We start from the raw sequence: 15,772 nt of genomic DNA, 5'->3' as shown, positions 1-15,772 counted from the left end.
GAAGTCTCCTACTGTCTGTGCCGCAGGCCAGATGCCGGCCTCGTCCCTCCACCCCGACAGACCCTTTCTAGGCCTGCCGGGGGTAAACATACAAGGCCAGCCCCCTGGCCGATCGGGGCCAGGCTGGCCCGCAGGGGCCGATCGGCCGGAGGGCCGGCCTCCTACGGGGCCGTCGGCGGTTCGATCACCTCGGTGCCGCCCAGCCACGGGCGCAGGCGCTCGGGGATGCGCACGGAGCCGTCGGCTTGCTGATGATTCTCCAGCAGCGCCACCAGCGCGCGGCCCACCGCCACGCCGGAGCCGTTCAGCGTATGCACCAGCTCCGGGCGCTCGCCCGCCTTCGGCCGGTAGCGCGCCTGCATGCGCCGCGCCTGGAACGCCTCGAAGTTCGAACAGGACGAGATTTCGCGGTAGGCCTGCTGCCCCGGCAGCCAGACCTCCAGGTCGTAGGTGCGCGCGGCGGAAAAGCCCATGTCGCCGGCCGACAGCAGCATGACCCGGTAGGGGATCTCCAGCGCCTGCAGGACCTTCTCGGCATCACCCAGCAGGCCTTCCAGCGCCGCGTCCGATTCCTCCGGCCGGACCACCTGCACCAGCTCCACCTTCTCGAACTGGTGCTGGCGGATCAGACCGCGCACGTCGCGGCCGTAGCTCCCCGCCTCCGAGCGGAAACAGGGCGTGTGCGCCACCATCTTCAGCGGCAGCTCCTCCGCCTCCAGGATCTGCTCGCGCACCAGGTTGGTCAGCGGCACCTCCGCCGTGGGGATCAGCCGGAACTTCTGCTCGCAGTCCACCGAGAACAGGTCATCGTCAAACTTGGGCAGCTGCCCCGTGCCCACCAGTGTCTCCGGGTTGGCCAGGTACGGGACGTAGGTCTCCTCGTAACCATGTTCGCGGGTATGCAGATCCAGCATGAACTGCGTCAGCGCGCGGTGCAGCCGTGCCATCTCCCCGCGCATCACCACAAAGCGCGCGCCCGCCACCCGGGCCGCCCCCTCGAAGTCCAGGCGCGCCCCCGGCTCGCCCAGCTGGATATGATCGCGGCAGTCGAAATCAAAGCGGGTCGGCTCGCCCCAGCGGCGCACCTCTTCGTTCGCGGACTCGTCCAGGCCCTCGGGCACGCCCGCCTGCGGGAGGTTGGGCACATGCAGCAGCAGATCGTGCAGCTCGGCCTGAATGCCCTCCAGCTCGTCCTCGCAGCCCTTCAGCTCGTCGCCCATGCGCGAGACCTCCGCCTTCAGCGGCTCGATGTCCTCGCCCCGCGCCTTCGCCTGCCCGATCGCCTTCGACCGCGTGTTGCGCTCCGCCTGCAGCTCCTGCGTGCGCACCTGCAGCTCCTTGCGGCGCGCCTCCAGGCGCTCGAACCGCTCACGGTCCAGGGTAAAACCGCGCCGCGCCAGCGCGGCCTCGGTAGCGTCCAGATCCTGACGCAGACTGCGGATATCCAGCATGGGCTCGCCGTCGACCAGTAGTGGGAAGCCGAGCAGTTTACGCCAAACGCCCCGCCCCGTGCAGGCCGACACCGCGCCCCCTCCCCGTGGAGGCCGCCCCCTGGCCGATCATGGCGATCGCCTCGGATGATGAACTGAAAGAACTCCAGCGCACTCTGATCGCCCAACCCGGCAAAGGCGACCTGATCCAGGGAACGGGCGACTTGCGCAAGATTCGCATCGGGTTGGGCCGTCAGGGAAAGCGCGGCGGCGGGCGTGTCATCTATTTTCTGGCAAGTGCGGAGATCATCTACCTTATCCTGGCCTACCCGAAAAACGTGAAAGACAACCTCACCGCCACCGAAAAGGCTGCACTGAAGGCACTCACCTCACGGTTAAAAGAGGAAGCCCCCTGATGAACATCTACGACGAACTCCAGACATCACTGCAGGAAGCAGTCGACATCAAGGAAGGCAAGAAGGCGGCCAGCCGCGTCACCCGCCACGAGGTGGCGGATGTAAAGGCCATTCGCGCCCGCTTGCGCGTTTCTCAAGCAGAATTCGCCAAAGCCATGGGAACGAGCGTCGACACCGTCAAGAGCTGGGAAGCCAAACGACGCAACCCTACCGGACTGGCCGCCAAGGTTCTGGCTACCATCCAGGATAACCCGAACTTCTATAACGAAATCGCCGCGCACTGACCCGACCCACACAAGGCATTTCCGCACCCCCCGCAGGAGGCCCGCCCTCTGGCCGATGGGACGAGCCGGGCGCCGTGCCAGCCCCCACAGATTGCTTCGCTGCGCTCGCAATGACGGGTGGGGAGAGCGGGCGCGATTGATCAGCATGGAGAGCGCGCATAAACTATGCGCATTACGTCATGACATGAAGTGACCGGGAGTCGCCATGCACCTCACGCCGTACAAGGCCGACGCCCCGCGCAAGGCCACCAACCTCACCGTCAACTCCGATCTCCTGGCGCAAGCGCGGGAACTGGGCATCAACCTGTCGGCCCTTTTCGAGCAAGCGCTGGGTCAGGCCGTGCGAGAAGCACGCCGCGATGCCTGGATCGCCGAGAACCGCCAGGCCCTGGTCGAATACAACCAGCGTGTTGCCGAGCGTGGCAGCTTCGGTGACCGCGCTCGCCGCTTCTGATGGCCCAGTTCTCGGTCCACCGCAATCCATCCGCCGATACCGCATCCTGGGCACCGTACCTGCTGGTACTCCAGAACGACCTGCTCTCGGAGCTGAGTACCGTGGTCGTCGCCCCGTTGATACACGCGGAGGCATTTGGCCGCCCCGCCCACATCCTCAACCCCGCCTTCACCATCGAAGGTCACCCGGTGGTATTGTCCACCGCCGAACTTGCCGGGATCTCCCGGACCACGTTAGGCGAAGAAGTCCTCTCCCTCGACGGCGAACGAAACACCATCATGGCCGCCTGCGACTTCCTGTTTACGGGCATCTGAGCGAGGCCCCACGCAAGACCTTCGCGGGCAAGCCCGCTCCCACAGAACCCCCGCGCCCCGCAGGCCCCATCCACGAACCCTGGAACACCTGGGCCGGCCGCACCCTGCGCCTGCTGCACCTCGGCGACCGCCCGCGCGACGTATTGCCCAACGCCCTGCACCCCTCCGCCAAAGCCCGCCACCAGGCCCTCGGCTACCGCCCCGAGCTTTTCACCCAGCACACCCCCCCCCGTAGGAGGCCAGCCCCCTGGCCGATCGGCCCGAACCAGGCACCGGATCGGGCTGCAGGAGCGGCCTCGGCCGCGAACCGCACCGGGCCCGACTACCCGGGGCTTCCCGGGCGAACCACTCCAGCACATCCGCCAGATGCCAGAGCGCCGACCGGCCCTCGTGCAAAGGCAACGGGAAACTGTCCCGGTGGGTCTGCACCAGCTTGCGCATGTTCTGCCGGGAAAAGCCGAACAGGTCGGCCACGTCGGACACCCCCACGAAATCCGGCGTCACTTCCACGAGCACCGCTGCCGGTACGGCGTTCCGCACATCGCGGATCGCACTCGTCACCGCGTCGCTCGCCGACGCCGCCTCGCGTGAAAAAGAAAGCGCCAGACGCCCCTGCAGGCCCGTTCCCATCAGTGCATCATCGCACCCACCCTCGAACAGCCGGGCTTCCAGCCAGGAACGATCCCAATCGGATGGAATGGCGAATTTCAGCGTAAATTCGTAATGACTCATGATGGTTCCTCATCCCCGACAGCGCCGGTACAGCCGTCTACCACACGGACCATACATATGTGCCCAGGCATGCCCGCTCGCCTGATTGACCCGCCACCCACGAGCCTCGGCATAAGCCAGCGCGGCTTCCACATCCTTGTTGGGGTGTTTTCTCCGTCCCATGGGTGTCCTTACACACTAGGCCCGGCCTATTCAGCCGAAGGTGCATCATTCGAGCGCATTCGTTCCAGGATTCGCGGGGCCACGAACAGTGCCACCATCCCGAACAGGTCGAGGGTACCGATGATGCCGGCCGCAACGGCACTGAAAGGCGCAATCGCAACCGCCGCCGCCAAACCCGCCACCGCAATCACCAGACCGTAGCGCTGTCCCCGACGGTCCTTTGCAATGGCGCCTTCCAGACCGCGTTCCCGCATCCGATGAGCATGCGCCTGCTCATCCACGGCCATCTGCACGATTGCGCGGCGTGTGACATCGTCGAAACGATTCAGAAGATCGGGGTGCGGCAACGGCCCGCTGTACGACTCGTGGCGCGTCGCCGCCATCACCAGCTCCGGAGGTTCGGCGGCAAGAAACCCCGCAAGCCGACGCTGCTCGTCCAACGACAGGGCACCGGCCTCCAGCCGGTCCACCAGTTCCTCCAATGTGCCGCCCTGGCTATCGGGCGTATCCGCCCCGTTGTCAGGCAGGCCCTCCGTTGGCCTTTCGCTCATCTTTCTTCTCCATTCCCTGGTCGGTCTGCACGCGATTGATCCCTTCACGCAACCGTTCACCAACGTTGCCCCAATGACCGGCAACTCGTTGCTGCAACGAACCGGAAGGCATAAAGGCCGAGTAGTCATGCGCCGGCCACACTTCCATCACCGAACCGGCCGCAAGCCACACCCTACGGGCATCTCGCTTTTTCATTTCCACCTGCACCGCCTCCGTGTTTAGCCCCGCCGATACCTGCGTCTATCTTGGCTCACCACAACAGCACGCACAAATTCACGGCCCGGGAGGTCGTCCGGCTTCCGCGAGCCCGTCTGCGACGACACACGGAGCGGCCCTGCCCGCGAACGAAGCCCTGCCCCCCCGCGGTCATACCACGCGAATGGGCCCCGGGTACCGGCCAATACGGGCATCGCTGGTGAGCAGTAGATAACCCTCCGCCTCTGCCTGCGCGATCAGGATTCGATCGAACGGATCCTTGTGGATATCCGGAAGGTGCGCCACACCCAGGGCATGCGTGCCATCGATGGGCAATTCGCTATAGCCGTGTTCGCGCAACTCCCGCCGCAGTACCGCAGGCTCCACCACGAAATCCCTGCGACCCAGTCCCCGCTTGATCGCGACCTCCCACAGACTCGCAGCACTGAAAGCCAGCTGATTCTCGGGATCCAGGATCAGCTCGCGCGCAGCCGCCGGCAACCGGGGCGAGTCCGCCGCCGCCCAGAGCAGAATGTGCGTATCAAGAAGCAGATGCATCATCGCCCTCGAACGCGGCCACAATCTCATCCTCTCCCATGTGGTCGAAGTCGTCCGGCACCTCCAGCTGGCCCTTCAGAAACCCGATACGCCGGCTCGACCCGGGGCTTGGCGCATCAACACGGACAATCCGCGCGACGGGCTTGCCAGCCCGCGCAATCACGACCGGCTCCCCCCGGCTCACCTTTTCCAGCAGGCGAGAGAGATGCGTCTTGGCCTCGTGGATATTGACGGTTTCGTTCATGCAGCGCCTCGCTGGATATGGCCAAGTCAACATGACCAGACTAACCCATCCGGAGGGGCACCACCACAAGGGCGGCCGCAACCCAGCGCCCTGTAGGAGCCGCCTCGGCCGCGCCCCCGAAGCCGGATCAATAGCCGGCTTCGGGGTCGACCGGCGTGACCGGTGGCTCCCCCGCCTGCAGGGCGCGGGCATTGCGGGCGAAGACTTCGAGGGCCCGTTCCATGTAGTGCGGCGAGGTCCCCGAGACATGGGGCGTCAGCAGCACGTCCGGTCGCGCCCACAGGGGCGACTCCGGGGGCAGCGGCTGCTCCTCGAACACATCCAGCGCGGCGCCGCGCAGCCGCCCGGCATCCAGGGCCGCGACCACGGCACCGTCATCCACCACGCCGCCCCGCGAGATGTCGATGAGCACCGCGTGGGCCGGCAGCCGGGCGAGGAAAGCAGCATCAACGAGATGACGGGTTGCACCCGTGAACGGCAGGCAGACCACCAGATAATCCACCTCCCCGAGCCATGCGTCGGCCTCTTCGAGCGAGATCACCCGCTCCGCGGCCTCCGATGCGCGGGGCCGACGCTGCACCCCGATGATCCGCATATCGAAGGCACGGGCGCGGCGGGCCACCATTTCCCCGATATGGCCCATCCCCAGGATCATCACCGTGCGGCCGGTCAGCTCGTCCAGCCAGGCGCGCTCCCAGCGATGTTCCCGGGACTGTTCCACAAAACGGTCGAAGCCCTTGGCGAAGTGCAGCATCGCTCCCAGCGCGTATTCGCTCATCGGCGCGCCGTGGACCCCGCTGCTGCGGGTCAGGACCACTCCTTCCTTGTCGAAAGGCATGTCCCAGATCTTCTCTACCCCCGCCGAGAGAAAGTGGATCCACCGGTAACCACCCAGCCGATCCAGCGCCTGCACAAGCCACGGCAGCGTGGGGGTAATCACCGCATCAAAGTTCGCTCCCCGCGGAACCTCGTCCGGCCGACCGGCCATTACGATCTCCGCCTCGGGCAGTGACCGTTCCAGATGATGCTGCACCGTATCCGCCTGATCCTGCAGCACGTCGGCCTTCTGCAGCAGCAGAACCCGCCGGATGTTCATGCGTCCGCCAGTGCAAACACCCGCTCGCGCAGACGGGCGCGATTGCGCTCGAAGAAATCGGCTCCCTCGCAGCGCAAGGCGCTCTCACACTCGCGCAAACGCAGCAGCTCCTCGCGCAGCCGTTCCGGGTCCGCCCGCTCCTCTCCGGGTCCCCCGGTACCACGAAAGCTCCGCGAAAGAATCACCCAGTCCGACCCCAGGCGCACGTGCTCAGCGAGTATCCACTCCGCCGGCACATCGCCATTCCCGATACGGCCAACCCCGCCAAACCCGAACGGCACGCCAGCCTCACGGCACATCCGCGCCGGTTCCTCCAGCATGCCCCCCGCCAGGGGCTCGAACAGGAAATCGAGGCCGGCCGCCAGGGTGAGATCGTTGAGGCCAATATGCACCTGATCCCGCGCGCCAAGCTGCCCCACATATAGCGGCAACCTGGCCAGTGCGGCAGGCGTCTCCACAAGGAGCGTGACCGGAACGCGACCATCCACCTGCCGCAGAAAATCGTCGACCTCGCCAGCAGACACGAACATCGGCAGCATCAGCCGCTGCGCCCCCGCCTCGATCGCCGCCTCCACCTCATGTGCAGTCTCCGGTCCGGGCGGGTTCACGCGGACCATCACCTCCGCCCGGTCGACACTCCCGGCCACCCGTTCCACGTCTTCCAGCGTATGGTTGGCCCGATGCGCGTTCAGATGCCCCTGACGCTCCTGCTTCCCGCGGCTTTCCATGTCCACAAATACCCGGTCCACCCCGGAACGCTCCGCCGCACGCGCGGTTTCCGGATCACCGGTGATCAGCATAAAACGCAACGCATCTCCCCTTATCGATCGTCCCGATCTCCGTCCTGCTGCAAGGAATCGCGGTAGGCCCGCCAGTTCTGCCCCGGCGTGCCATACACCCCGCGACCGGTTGCAACCACGTAGACCGTGCGCAGAATCAGCCACAGGTCGTACACAACCCCGCGCCGCAGGATGTACTGGGCATCCGCCTCCAGCTGCTGCAGCCAACCCAGGGTCCGCCGACCGCGAACCTGTGCCAGCCCCGTCAGGCCCGGCCGCACTTCGAATCGAATCATGAACTGGCGCGGCACCACCTCCACCTGTTCCGGCAACACCGGCCGGGGCCCCACCACGCTCATGTCGCCACGAAAGATGTTCCACAATTGCGGCAGCTCATCCAGACTGGTGGCCCGCAAGAAACGCCCCACCCGCGTGATCCGCGGATCCTCACCCTCGCTCACCACCTGTTCGCTGTGCTGGTCGATCGCATCGGGATCCCGGTCCACCATCGTCCGGAATTTCAGCACCCGAAAAGGCTTCTGACCCCGCCCGATCCGCTGCTGCCGGAACAGCACGGGCCCCCTCGTGTCCAGCTTGATGGCCATTGCAATCCCCAGCAGCAACGGCGACAGCAGCACCAGCGCCAGACCACTGGACAGCAGGTCAAACAGGCGCTTCAGAGCATCGCTCATACCAGCTCCATGGCCCGCAGTATCTTCTGATTTACCTTACGGACATCATACTTATCCTCCGCCAATTCGCGTGAGGCGGCTCCCATACGGCCGATCAGGTCGGGCTTTTCCAGGAACTCTTCCATCTCACGCGCCAGGGACGAGGAGTCCCGCGGGGGCACGAGGAAACCGTTCCTGCCGTGTTCCACGGTTTCCCGGCAGCCCGGCGCGTCCGTAGTAATGATCGGGCGGCCGATGCTCATCGCCTCCAGGACCGAACGCGGGGTCCCCTCACGGTAGGAAGGCAAGACAAACACCGACGATGCCGCCAGCCACCCACGAACATCCTTCACACCGCCCACGAATTCCACCACCCCCTCGGCCTTCCATCGCTCGACCTCGGCGGCGTCTACCGCATGAGGCAGGTCCGGATCGTGCGGGCCCACGGCCACGAATCGCGCTCCCGGCCACCGGGCGTGTACGTGACGTGCGGCCTCCACGAATTCCGCCACGCCCTTCTCGGTCAACAAACGCCCGATGAACAGGAACACGGGCGGCCCTTCCGGCAGCTCGTGCGGCGCGAACCGCTCGGTATCCACCCCGGAGCCGTTCACCAGAACCGCCCTCTCCGGGTCCCGAAGAATCCGGCGCTGAATAAATTCTTCGCGGTCATCGGGATTCTGGAAAAACACGCGGGAAGAGCGAGCAACCCCGTACCTGTACAGCCGCGTACTGATCGCCCGGATCACCCGAGTCTTCGGCGAGAAGGTGGTGAAGGCATGGCCCAGCCCCGTAATCATCGCGTAAAACCGCTTCACCCCCGCCAGGCGAGCCGCCAGAGCACCATAAACGACCGGCTTGACCGTGTACCCGAACACCGCTTCGGGCTGCGTCGCCCGCATAATGCGACGCAAGGCCCGCACGGTCCTCAGGTCCGCGAACGGATTCAAGCTGGTACGCGCCATCGGAAACTTGTGAATCTCGATCCCGAGCTCCTCCACTTCCGGCAGGTAGTCCTTCTCCGGCACCGCGGCTCCAACCGTAAGCCCCCCTGATGTCACCTCGCGGATCAGAGCCCCCCGGTTGGCAATCAAAGAGCGCGCATTCCCTGCAACAATCAAAAGGTCCAAATCTCCCCCAAGCCCATAATCCGGGCAGATATACGCTGAAACCTATAGGTCAGTGGCGCCTCCTGACACCCCCAATACATGCTATAGCTTTAGCGTAGTTTCGCGCGCGAGCGCGCTCCTACAGGCGGAGGTCCGCCGCTTCGGCCGGCAGGGCCGACTTCACGTCGAACACCACGGCATTCTCGCGCCCCAGGCGGCGCACGCCTTCGCCGGCCAGCGCCACGAACTCGCGGTGCGGCACGGTCAGCACCATCGCATCGTACGCGCCGGCCTCCGGTTCGCCTTCCAGCAGCTCCAGGGCGTATTCCTCGCGCGCCTCGGCGGTATCCACCCACGGGTCCCACACATCCACCTGTGCGTTGTAGCCCTGCAGGTCCGCGATGATGTCTACCACCCGGGTGTTGCGAACATCCGGGCAGTTCTCCTTGAACGCCAGCCCCATCACCAGGATGCGCGAGCCCACTACCGGGAAGCCCTTGCGGATCATCGCCTTCACCAGGCGGTCCGCAATATGCCCGCCCATGCCGTCGTTCACGCGCCGCCCGGCCAGGATCATCTCCGGATGGTGGCCCACTGCCTGGGCCTTGTGCGTCAGGTAGTACGGGTCCACCCCGATGCAGTGCCCGCCCACCAGCCCCGGCCGGAACGGCAGGAAGTTCCACTTGGTGCCCGCCGCCGCCAACACCGCCTCGGTATCCAGCTCCAGCCGATCGAACAGCAGCGACAGCTCGTTCACCAGCGCAATGTTCACGTCCCGCTGAGTGTTCTCGATCACCTTGGCCGCCTCGGCCACGCGGATGCTCGGCGCCCGGTGCGTGCCCGCGCGGATGATGCGCGCGTACAGCTCGTCCACAAACCGCGCCACCTCCGGCGTAGAGCCCGAGGTCACCTTTACGATGTCCGGAATACGGTGCGCCTTGTCCCCCGGGTTCACCCGCTCGGGGCTATAGCCCAGGAAGAAACCCTCGTTCAGCACCAGGCCGGATTCCGCCGCCAGCACCGGCGCGCAGTCCTCCTCGGTGGCCCCCGGATACACCGTGGACTCAAAGATCACCACGTCGCCATCCTTCAGCGCCCGCCCCACCGTGCGGCTGGCTGCCAGCAGCGGCCCCAGGTCCGGCCGCCGGTGCGCATCAATCGGCGTGGGCACCGTCACGATGAACACATTGCAGCCCGCCAGCGCCGCCGGGTCCGCCGTCATCTCCAGCTGCGCGGCCGCCGCCAGCTCCTCCGGCCCCACCTCCCGCGTGCGGTCATGCCCCCGGTTCAGCTCCGCCACCCGCTGCGCGTCGATATCGAACCCCAGCGTGGGCAGCACCCGCCCGAACTCCGCCGCCAGCGGCAGGCCCACGTAGCCCAGGCCGATCACTCCGATGCGTACATCCTCAAAGTCCTTCATATCCATTCCTTAGCCTCTGAATCCACCCCATGCGCCGTAGGAGCCTGCTCGCAGGCGAAACTACTTCCCCCCTTCATTCCCCACCGCCGCAACTCTCAGCAATCAACCGCCCGTATTCCGAACCCCATTGCTGGGTACCAAAGTGCTCCACCGCATACTCGGCGGCGCGTTGCCCCACCTCATCCAACTGCTTTCGATTCTCGAGGCACCACCCGATCCTGTCCGCCCAGCTTTCCGCGCTGTCCATCCCCAGAATCCACCCGGTCTCCCCTTCCGTAACGACTTCCGGCATCCCCCCGGCCTCACTTGCCAGCACAGGCAGGCCGATAGCCATCGCTTCCTGCACCGTGTTGGGCACGCCCTCGTCACGAGAGGGCATCGCCAATACGTCCGCGCCCGCCATCAGTTCGTGGACATCCGAGCGCCAACCCAGGAACTCCACTTCCTCCTCGAGCCCCGCGGCGGTTACCTTCTCCTTCAGGGACCCGGCATAGTCCTCTTCGAACACCCCGCCGGCCAACTGCACTCGAATCGGTCCATTCGGGCGTGCCTGCCGTACTCGGACGAGCGCATCAATCAATAGCTGCTGATTCTTCCGGTCACAGATGGTGCCGACCTGCAGAATCACGAAAGGATCGCCCTCCCGGCACTCCCTCGCCATTCGCTTGGCCCGGAACGGTTCCAGAGATGGCAGGTCGATCCCGGGAATGATCGTCTTGAACTTTTGCCGGTACCGCCCGGCCAGCCCCGGGCCAAAAATCGCATCCGGCGCAGCCGAATACTGGAATACCACGCGTTTGGCCGCCCACAGCCCCAGCCGATGCAGCCAGCGCACCGGACCCCGAGAAGGCAACTCGTAATCCACGTCCCAGACCAGAGGCCGCCGGCTCAGCAGCGCACCCAGTCCCGCGAATGCAATCCCCTTGCTGCTACGAATCCACACGACATCGGCACCGTGCCTCCGAATCTTCCGCGCGATGCCCAGGTTCTGCACCAGCAGGCTGAACAACGCCTTGAGGCGGAATATGGCATTGCCCCCGAACAACGCGCCGTGCCGTTCGCGGAGCACGCCGACCGGCTCCACTGCTACCGTTTTCAGCCCCAGCTCCTCCGCCGCCCGGAACAGCTCGCTGTCCCGCTGCGTGGCGATACACATCTCGATGCCTTGGTCGCGCAGGACGGAGGCAAGGGTCAGCAAGCGCCGGGGCGCGCCCGTGAGCCCGCCCGGGGTGGGCATGTAGGCAAACACCTTCATTGGCTGCCCTCCATTCCAGCCGTGCGCGGAGCCGATGTCCTGCCCAGCCGAACGCGGTCCACCAGGCGAACAAACAGATAGAAGCCGATCACGGGCACGAATGCGTGAACGAAGTTGTAGATCTCGTTACTACCCGGCGCGAGAGCCATGATGGTGTACAGATAAACCGGAATAATCAGGGGATGCTCTGAGTTGGTTCGGTACAGCGATCCTGCAAAGCGCAATACCCCTCCGAACACCAGGAACGCCATTACTACCCCGGCATAGGAAAAGTTCCAGTAAGCTTCGCCTACTGGCCCAGTGGGTATTCCGGTGAGTGGGTTCCCGTAGATGTAGGTGGCATTCAGTTTACCGGCTGCATCCGGCGTATCCCCCGGCCATAGCCTGCTCGGGATGACGACGAACGGAATCGACAGATACGACTCGCCCAGGAGGTAATCCACTCGGTCGGGCACGCTCCGCAGCACGGCAATCTGCCCGTTATTGGTGGTGCTGTTCCGAACCATTGTTTCATAACCGGCCTGCGCGCTGGACCAGATCTCGGCCTGGAACTCGACGTCCGCCAACGTGGCCGCTCCACGTGTGGCGGCCCGGAATTCGCCCAACAGGCCGACAAGCACGATCGCGATGCCCGCTAACACCCACAGGGTGCGGTACGGGATCGTCCGATGCCGAAGTGCCCATCCGAGGGCAATCAGGATAAACGGCCATATCACGTCGCTGCGCGAACCGGTAGCCGCGAACACCAGAAATGCTCCGAACAGGGCCACCATCCAGAACACGGGATGTTTCACGGCATTACGGTCGAAAGCCAGCCACACGACCGGCACGATCGTGCCCACCCCAGCAAGATAGTGCCATTGCCCCCCAATCTCCGCAGCAATGCGCTGGTCGGATGCAATGCCGCGCTGGAGCATGAGGTTACCCAGACTGCCTGCCTCCATGGAGAGGATCGCCACGGCCACTGTCGGCAGCGCCATCCATAGAACCGCCGCCTTCGCCAGCCGCCTGGGCTGTGCAGGCTGGCGCAGCCGCGGCACCCGGATGTTGCGAAACACGCCATAGCCGACATACAGGGCGGCCAGCGCCAGCGCTTCCAGCAGAAACGACTGCGCCGCAACCAGCTCCAGCTCGGTCCGGCTCATGCCCGCCAAGGCTCGATGAAACTCCAGCCCCGTTGCCCCCAGAACGGCATCGCCCGTGAGCAGGGACCGCAATCCGGTCCAGGTCGCGTAAAAGAACAGGGGATGAAACAGCCCGGGCGTACGCAGAAAGGCCCCGAACAGCGGCAAGGCCAGCACGCCCACATACACGAGGAACGCGCCATAAAGCAGCGGATGGGATCCGCTTTCGGTCCCGAACGAAACAATGCCGCTCAGCACCACAATGAGCAACAGCCCACCAATAAACGCGCCCCGCTCCAGCGGCAGCAGCGCCAGGTACGGGCTGTCGGGCCGAGTACCCCGGATCACGGATGCACCTTCTCGTCCGCAGCGTTCGGATGCGAGTTTGCGGCCCCGTCCGCCGCTTCCGCCACAAACTGCTCCCGCTGGGCACGCTCATCCGCAAACGCTGCCTCCAGCTCCGCGCGAAACTCCGGCGAAAGCGTTTCCTTCGCCTGGCCCCGTTCATTCAGCCGCCCAAGACCAAACCCCTTGTTGACGCCCAGCGCAACTCGCATGCGCCCACCCAGGCGGAGGGCCTTCTGCAACATACGGCTGCGGTGGCCCCGGGCCTCGTTCGCCGGTGGAAAATCCTCGCGGCCGTCATCGTCCACGCCGAGATGGCTCAGCACCCGCCGATACTCCCGCGCCGGATCTTCCTGCATCCATTCCAGCGGCACATGCAGCACCCGTTCCGCCGGTACTTGCTCATACAGCCTCTGCAGCAGGGAGCCCAGGCTGCACGCCGCCAAATACTGCAGAAAAGCAGGCTCGGTACAGTCCCGGGGCAAATGCCGCCCGGCCGCCCTTTGCTCCTGCAGACGCCAGGCCGCCTCGAACGTCGGCTGGTCCTCGTGCAATACCCGCCGGTTGTGATGGTAAAGCGAATGCGCCATCGCCAATGGGTCCCGCGTCATCACGACATACCGGGCCTCAGGGTGTTCCCGTTCGATATTCGCAACGGCCTCCTGCGAAAACAGATACCAGGTCGATGCTTCCCCAACTGCCCGATGCGCTTCCGTCACCCCGTCAAAGAGCCTGGCGTAGCGATCCTCGGATTGAATGGTCCGATTGGCGAGGTCGGCGCTGTAATAATGCGGCTCCTTGATGGGCGACATGAACACCTGCGGGTGCTGCTCCAGCCAGCGTGCAAGGGAAGTGGTACCGCACTTGGGTGCGCCCAAAATAAACAACCTACTCAACATCGAACGAAACCCTGACCACTGATCTTCCAAGGTTCTTCAAACCCAAGCGCCCTGAAATTTCCGGAAATATACTCTCGATGGCATCCGCCCCAGCCAGAATCTCCGAGCGATTGATTCCTCCGAACTTCCTGCACCCGGGGTGCGATCGCCCGAGAACCTTCGCTCTGCTTTTCTGACCAAGATCACGCGACCTCAGCATCATGCCCCAGAAATAACGCCAAACGGCTGAATCCCCCAACCCGCCGGCGGCAATATCATAACTCGACTCTATATCCTCTAAAATCCTAACCATCGCCGGGAGGCCTTCTATATTCGCAAACCTTTCCTTCACACCAGACATGTTACGGCAAACACTATCCCTCGCCCCACCTTGATTACCATCAAAGACAGCATCTTGAACAAATGAAGCCATACCGGAAATATCTCTGATCTGCTCACTCACGGAGTTAGGCACGGACCTCGCATGCCGCGAGTCGTGCGGCAAATATGCTGCAACTGGCGTAGCCATTGCCGCCGCCTCCAGACCTGTCGTGCACCCATTATGGATAACAGCGGCAGCAGAACGTATCCACGGCGCCACGTCACCCTCTCTAATCACTTTTATATTCGGATAGCCGCCAACCAAATCTTCCCAAAATCTGGAATTCTCAACCGGGTGCGGCCTCACAATAAAAGTAACCCCCCGGAACCGAGAAGCCAGATGCGTGACCAATTCAACAAACGCGTCGCGCATTCTCAGCTGATCCGCAAACACATCTCGAACGCTCTGCCGGTCAGACTCTGACCGTATCATACCCTGACTTTCCTGAATCGCCAACAACTCATCAAGGGAATAAAACCCATGAACAAATGCAAAATTCGAAGAAAACAAGACGAATGGCGCGTAGATCCCGCGATATCGCTGAGATTTTTGTTTATGCCCTCCAGCGAAATCTTCACGCCAGAGGTCCGCGCGAGGCGACCCTGACAGCATAAATTTGTTCCGGTACTCTGGGTACATCGTGGTCAACGATTGAAAGTCGAACCTACCCCAGCAATATACTCGATCAACTAAGCTCAATGTCGAAGAATCAAACCGCCTTCTGGCAAACCCATCATATTCAGAATCAAGAAACCCACCTTCCTCATCTTGCGAAAATATGCGAAAGCCTCGCATCTTAAGAGAAGCCAGCTTCTGATACTTACCCCGTTGTATACTTTTATCAAAATAAGCACCGACAGGAGAGCCACGGCTCCGGGCTAAAAGACTGATCTCGTCGATACGCCCAATATAGACCGTCCAGCCACGATGGGCCGCAAGAAGAGCCAACATCAAACGAGACTGAAACTCTCGATCCTTCACCTCGACGGGAATGTATAGATACATTCATCTTCTCCAAGCTATCACCAAACAAACGGAACGCCACGCCACGCCAAGCGGCGCATCGCCGCTGTAAGGATTTCTCCAGGACCTCGATCGGAGCCCAGTAGCCGAGCCGCTTGCGCGGTCGAAGGTTGAGCTTGTCTTCGATCTCCTGGATTCATTCTTCGCTGACCTGAGCGAAGTCGGTGCCCTTCGGGAAGTACTCCCGAATCAGACCGTTGGGGTTCTCGTTCGAGCCGCGTTCCCAGCTGTGATACGGCCGGGCGAAGTACACGGGGGCAGGCGAGCTTAGCACTGACCTGCTCGTGGGCCGCGAACTCCTTGCCATCGTCGACCGTGATACTCGTCACTCCCGGGCGCCAATGGCCCA

At 63.9% G+C, this 15,772-nt stretch carries 19 protein-coding genes and 1 pseudogene; 4 read left to right on the top strand and 16 right to left on the bottom strand.

The annotated features are described in order from the left end of the window. Window positions 1-161 precede the first annotated feature (161 nt). Window positions 162-1,451, bottom strand: coding sequence for a serine--tRNA ligase (serS, locus tag F787_RS0112940; protein ID WP_028492459.1), 1,290 nt, complete (start codon window positions 1,449-1,451; stop codon window positions 162-164). Between the two features lie 110 nt (window positions 1,452-1,561). Between serS and F787_RS0112935 the strand changes: the two genes are divergently transcribed. The 4 genes from F787_RS0112935 (at window position 1,562) to F787_RS0112920 (ending at window position 2,898) form a co-directional block, all read left to right on the top strand. Beyond that, window positions 1,562-1,846, top strand: a complete 285-nt coding sequence (locus tag F787_RS0112935) for a type II toxin-antitoxin system RelE/ParE family toxin (RefSeq protein ID WP_051246162.1) — start codon at window positions 1,562-1,564, stop codon at window positions 1,844-1,846. Further along, entirely contained in the window at window positions 1,846-2,130 is a 285-nt protein-coding gene (gene nadS, locus F787_RS0112930) for a NadS family protein (protein WP_018947778.1), read from the top strand. Before F787_RS0112935 ends, nadS begins: the two co-directional genes overlap by 1 nt. A 205-nt stretch (window positions 2,131-2,335) precedes the next feature. Beyond that, on the top strand, window positions 2,336-2,584 hold the full coding sequence (locus F787_RS0112925) for a type II toxin-antitoxin system CcdA family antitoxin (RefSeq protein WP_028492457.1): 249 nt from the start codon (window positions 2,336-2,338) through the stop codon (window positions 2,582-2,584). Continuing rightward, window positions 2,584-2,898, top strand: a complete 315-nt coding sequence (locus F787_RS0112920) for a CcdB family protein (RefSeq protein WP_028492456.1) — start codon at window positions 2,584-2,586, stop codon at window positions 2,896-2,898. The genes F787_RS0112925 and F787_RS0112920 overlap by 1 nt, the downstream gene beginning before the upstream one ends. Window positions 2,899-3,108: 210 nt before the next feature. On the opposite strand, the gene F787_RS15780 is transcribed toward F787_RS0112920, so the two are convergent. The 15 genes and pseudogenes from F787_RS15780 to F787_RS17240 all read right to left on the bottom strand — a co-directional run bounded on the left by F787_RS15780 (window position 3,109) and on the right by F787_RS17240 (window position 15,697). After that, window positions 3,109-3,630: an AlpA family transcriptional regulator gene (locus F787_RS15780; protein WP_081694139.1), complete on the bottom strand. Its 522-nt coding sequence runs from the start codon at window positions 3,628-3,630 to the stop codon at window positions 3,109-3,111. 188 nt (window positions 3,631-3,818) lie between these two features. Next, entirely contained in the window at window positions 3,819-4,343 is a 525-nt protein-coding gene (locus F787_RS0112910) for a DUF2335 domain-containing protein (protein ID WP_028492455.1), read from the bottom strand. After that, window positions 4,312-4,545, bottom strand: coding sequence for a hypothetical protein (locus tag F787_RS16860; RefSeq protein WP_155989620.1), 234 nt, complete (start codon window positions 4,543-4,545; stop codon window positions 4,312-4,314). The genes F787_RS0112910 and F787_RS16860 overlap by 32 nt, the downstream gene beginning before the upstream one ends. 165 nt (window positions 4,546-4,710) lie before the next feature. After that, window positions 4,711-5,097, bottom strand: a complete 387-nt coding sequence (locus F787_RS0112905) for a type II toxin-antitoxin system VapC family toxin (RefSeq protein ID WP_028492454.1) — start codon at window positions 5,095-5,097, stop codon at window positions 4,711-4,713. Beyond that, window positions 5,081-5,341, bottom strand: coding sequence for a type II toxin-antitoxin system Phd/YefM family antitoxin (locus tag F787_RS0112900; protein ID WP_028492453.1), 261 nt, complete (start codon window positions 5,339-5,341; stop codon window positions 5,081-5,083). The genes F787_RS0112905 and F787_RS0112900 overlap by 17 nt, the downstream gene beginning before the upstream one ends. 127 nt (window positions 5,342-5,468) lie before the next feature. After that, on the bottom strand, window positions 5,469-6,437 hold the full coding sequence (locus tag F787_RS0112895; RefSeq protein WP_028492452.1) for a D-2-hydroxyacid dehydrogenase: 969 nt from the start codon (window positions 6,435-6,437) through the stop codon (window positions 5,469-5,471). Further along, a complete protein-coding gene (locus F787_RS0112890) occupies window positions 6,434-7,237 on the bottom strand; it encodes an aldolase/citrate lyase family protein (protein ID WP_028492451.1) in 804 nt (267 codons plus the stop codon). The genes F787_RS0112895 and F787_RS0112890 overlap by 4 nt, the downstream gene beginning before the upstream one ends. A 20-nt stretch (window positions 7,238-7,257) precedes the next feature. Beyond that, entirely contained in the window at window positions 7,258-7,908 is a 651-nt protein-coding gene (locus F787_RS0112885; RefSeq protein WP_028492450.1) for a sugar transferase, read from the bottom strand. Further along, window positions 7,905-9,017: pseudogene (locus tag F787_RS15775) on the bottom strand (glycosyltransferase family 4 protein); the annotation flags it as partial. The gene F787_RS0112885 and the pseudogene F787_RS15775, both read right to left, overlap by 4 nt. A 118-nt stretch (window positions 9,018-9,135) precedes the next feature. Beyond that, entirely contained in the window at window positions 9,136-10,416 is a 1,281-nt protein-coding gene (locus F787_RS0112875) for a nucleotide sugar dehydrogenase (RefSeq protein ID WP_028492449.1), read from the bottom strand. Between the two features lie 73 nt (window positions 10,417-10,489). Next, the gene (locus F787_RS0112870) at window positions 10,490-11,671 is read right to left on the bottom strand and encodes a glycosyltransferase family 4 protein (RefSeq protein ID WP_028492448.1); all 1,182 of its coding nucleotides are present in this window, start codon (window positions 11,669-11,671) and stop codon (window positions 10,490-10,492) included. Next, window positions 11,668-13,143: an O-antigen polymerase gene (locus F787_RS0112865; RefSeq protein ID WP_028492447.1), complete on the bottom strand. Its 1,476-nt coding sequence runs from the start codon at window positions 13,141-13,143 to the stop codon at window positions 11,668-11,670. The genes F787_RS0112870 and F787_RS0112865 overlap by 4 nt, the downstream gene beginning before the upstream one ends. Next, window positions 13,140-14,039: a sulfotransferase gene (locus F787_RS0112860; RefSeq protein WP_028492446.1), complete on the bottom strand. Its 900-nt coding sequence runs from the start codon at window positions 14,037-14,039 to the stop codon at window positions 13,140-13,142. The genes F787_RS0112865 and F787_RS0112860 overlap by 4 nt, the downstream gene beginning before the upstream one ends. Next, window positions 14,029-15,405, bottom strand: coding sequence for a surface carbohydrate biosynthesis protein (locus F787_RS16570; RefSeq protein WP_081694140.1), 1,377 nt, complete (start codon window positions 15,403-15,405; stop codon window positions 14,029-14,031). Before F787_RS16570 ends, F787_RS0112860 begins: the two co-directional genes overlap by 11 nt. A 154-nt stretch (window positions 15,406-15,559) precedes the next feature. Next, window positions 15,560-15,697, bottom strand: coding sequence for a hypothetical protein (locus F787_RS17240; protein ID WP_231373451.1), 138 nt, complete (start codon window positions 15,695-15,697; stop codon window positions 15,560-15,562). Window positions 15,698-15,772: the final 75 nt, after the last annotated feature.

Origin of the sequence: Thioalkalivibrio sp. ALE19 (assembly GCF_000428605.1) — a bacterium.
Classification (GTDB): Bacteria; Pseudomonadota; Gammaproteobacteria; order Ectothiorhodospirales; family Ectothiorhodospiraceae; genus Thioalkalivibrio.
The sequence above is the reverse complement of the archived record's forward strand: the minus strand, read 5'-3'. Positions and strand labels throughout refer to the sequence as shown.

Coding starts and splice junctions, on each gene's coding strand:
- F787_RS0112925 (WP_028492457.1), top strand. CDS start 2,336: ATGCACCTCACGCCGTACAAGGCCGACGCCCCGCGCAAGGCCACCAAC.
- F787_RS0112905 (WP_028492454.1), bottom strand. CDS start 5,097: ATGCATCTGCTTCTTGATACGCACATTCTGCTCTGGGCGGCGGCGGAC.
- F787_RS0112885 (WP_028492450.1), bottom strand. CDS start 7,908: ATGAGCGATGCTCTGAAGCGCCTGTTTGACCTGCTGTCCAGTGGTCTG.
- F787_RS0112870 (WP_028492448.1), bottom strand. CDS start 11,671: ATGAAGGTGTTTGCCTACATGCCCACCCCGGGCGGGCTCACGGGCGCG.
- F787_RS0112935 (WP_051246162.1), top strand. CDS start 1,562: ATGGCGATCGCCTCGGATGATGAACTGAAAGAACTCCAGCGCACTCTG.
- nadS (WP_018947778.1), top strand. CDS start 1,846: ATGAACATCTACGACGAACTCCAGACATCACTGCAGGAAGCAGTCGAC.
- F787_RS0112900 (WP_028492453.1), bottom strand. CDS start 5,341: ATGAACGAAACCGTCAATATCCACGAGGCCAAGACGCATCTCTCTCGC.
- F787_RS0112910 (WP_028492455.1), bottom strand. CDS start 4,343: ATGAGCGAAAGGCCAACGGAGGGCCTGCCTGACAACGGGGCGGATACG.
- F787_RS0112890 (WP_028492451.1), bottom strand. CDS start 7,237: ATGCTGATCACCGGTGATCCGGAAACCGCGCGTGCGGCGGAGCGTTCC.
- F787_RS15780 (WP_081694139.1), bottom strand. CDS start 3,630: ATGAGTCATTACGAATTTACGCTGAAATTCGCCATTCCATCCGATTGG.
- F787_RS16570 (WP_081694140.1), bottom strand. CDS start 15,405: ATGTATCTATACATTCCCGTCGAGGTGAAGGATCGAGAGTTTCAGTCT.
- F787_RS0112875 (WP_028492449.1), bottom strand. CDS start 10,416: ATGAAGGACTTTGAGGATGTACGCATCGGAGTGATCGGCCTGGGCTAC.
- F787_RS0112920 (WP_028492456.1), top strand. CDS start 2,584: ATGGCCCAGTTCTCGGTCCACCGCAATCCATCCGCCGATACCGCATCC.
- F787_RS0112860 (WP_028492446.1), bottom strand. CDS start 14,039: ATGTTGAGTAGGTTGTTTATTTTGGGCGCACCCAAGTGCGGTACCACT.
- serS (WP_028492459.1), bottom strand. CDS start 1,451: ATGCTGGATATCCGCAGTCTGCGTCAGGATCTGGACGCTACCGAGGCC.
- F787_RS0112895 (WP_028492452.1), bottom strand. CDS start 6,437: ATGAACATCCGGCGGGTTCTGCTGCTGCAGAAGGCCGACGTGCTGCAG.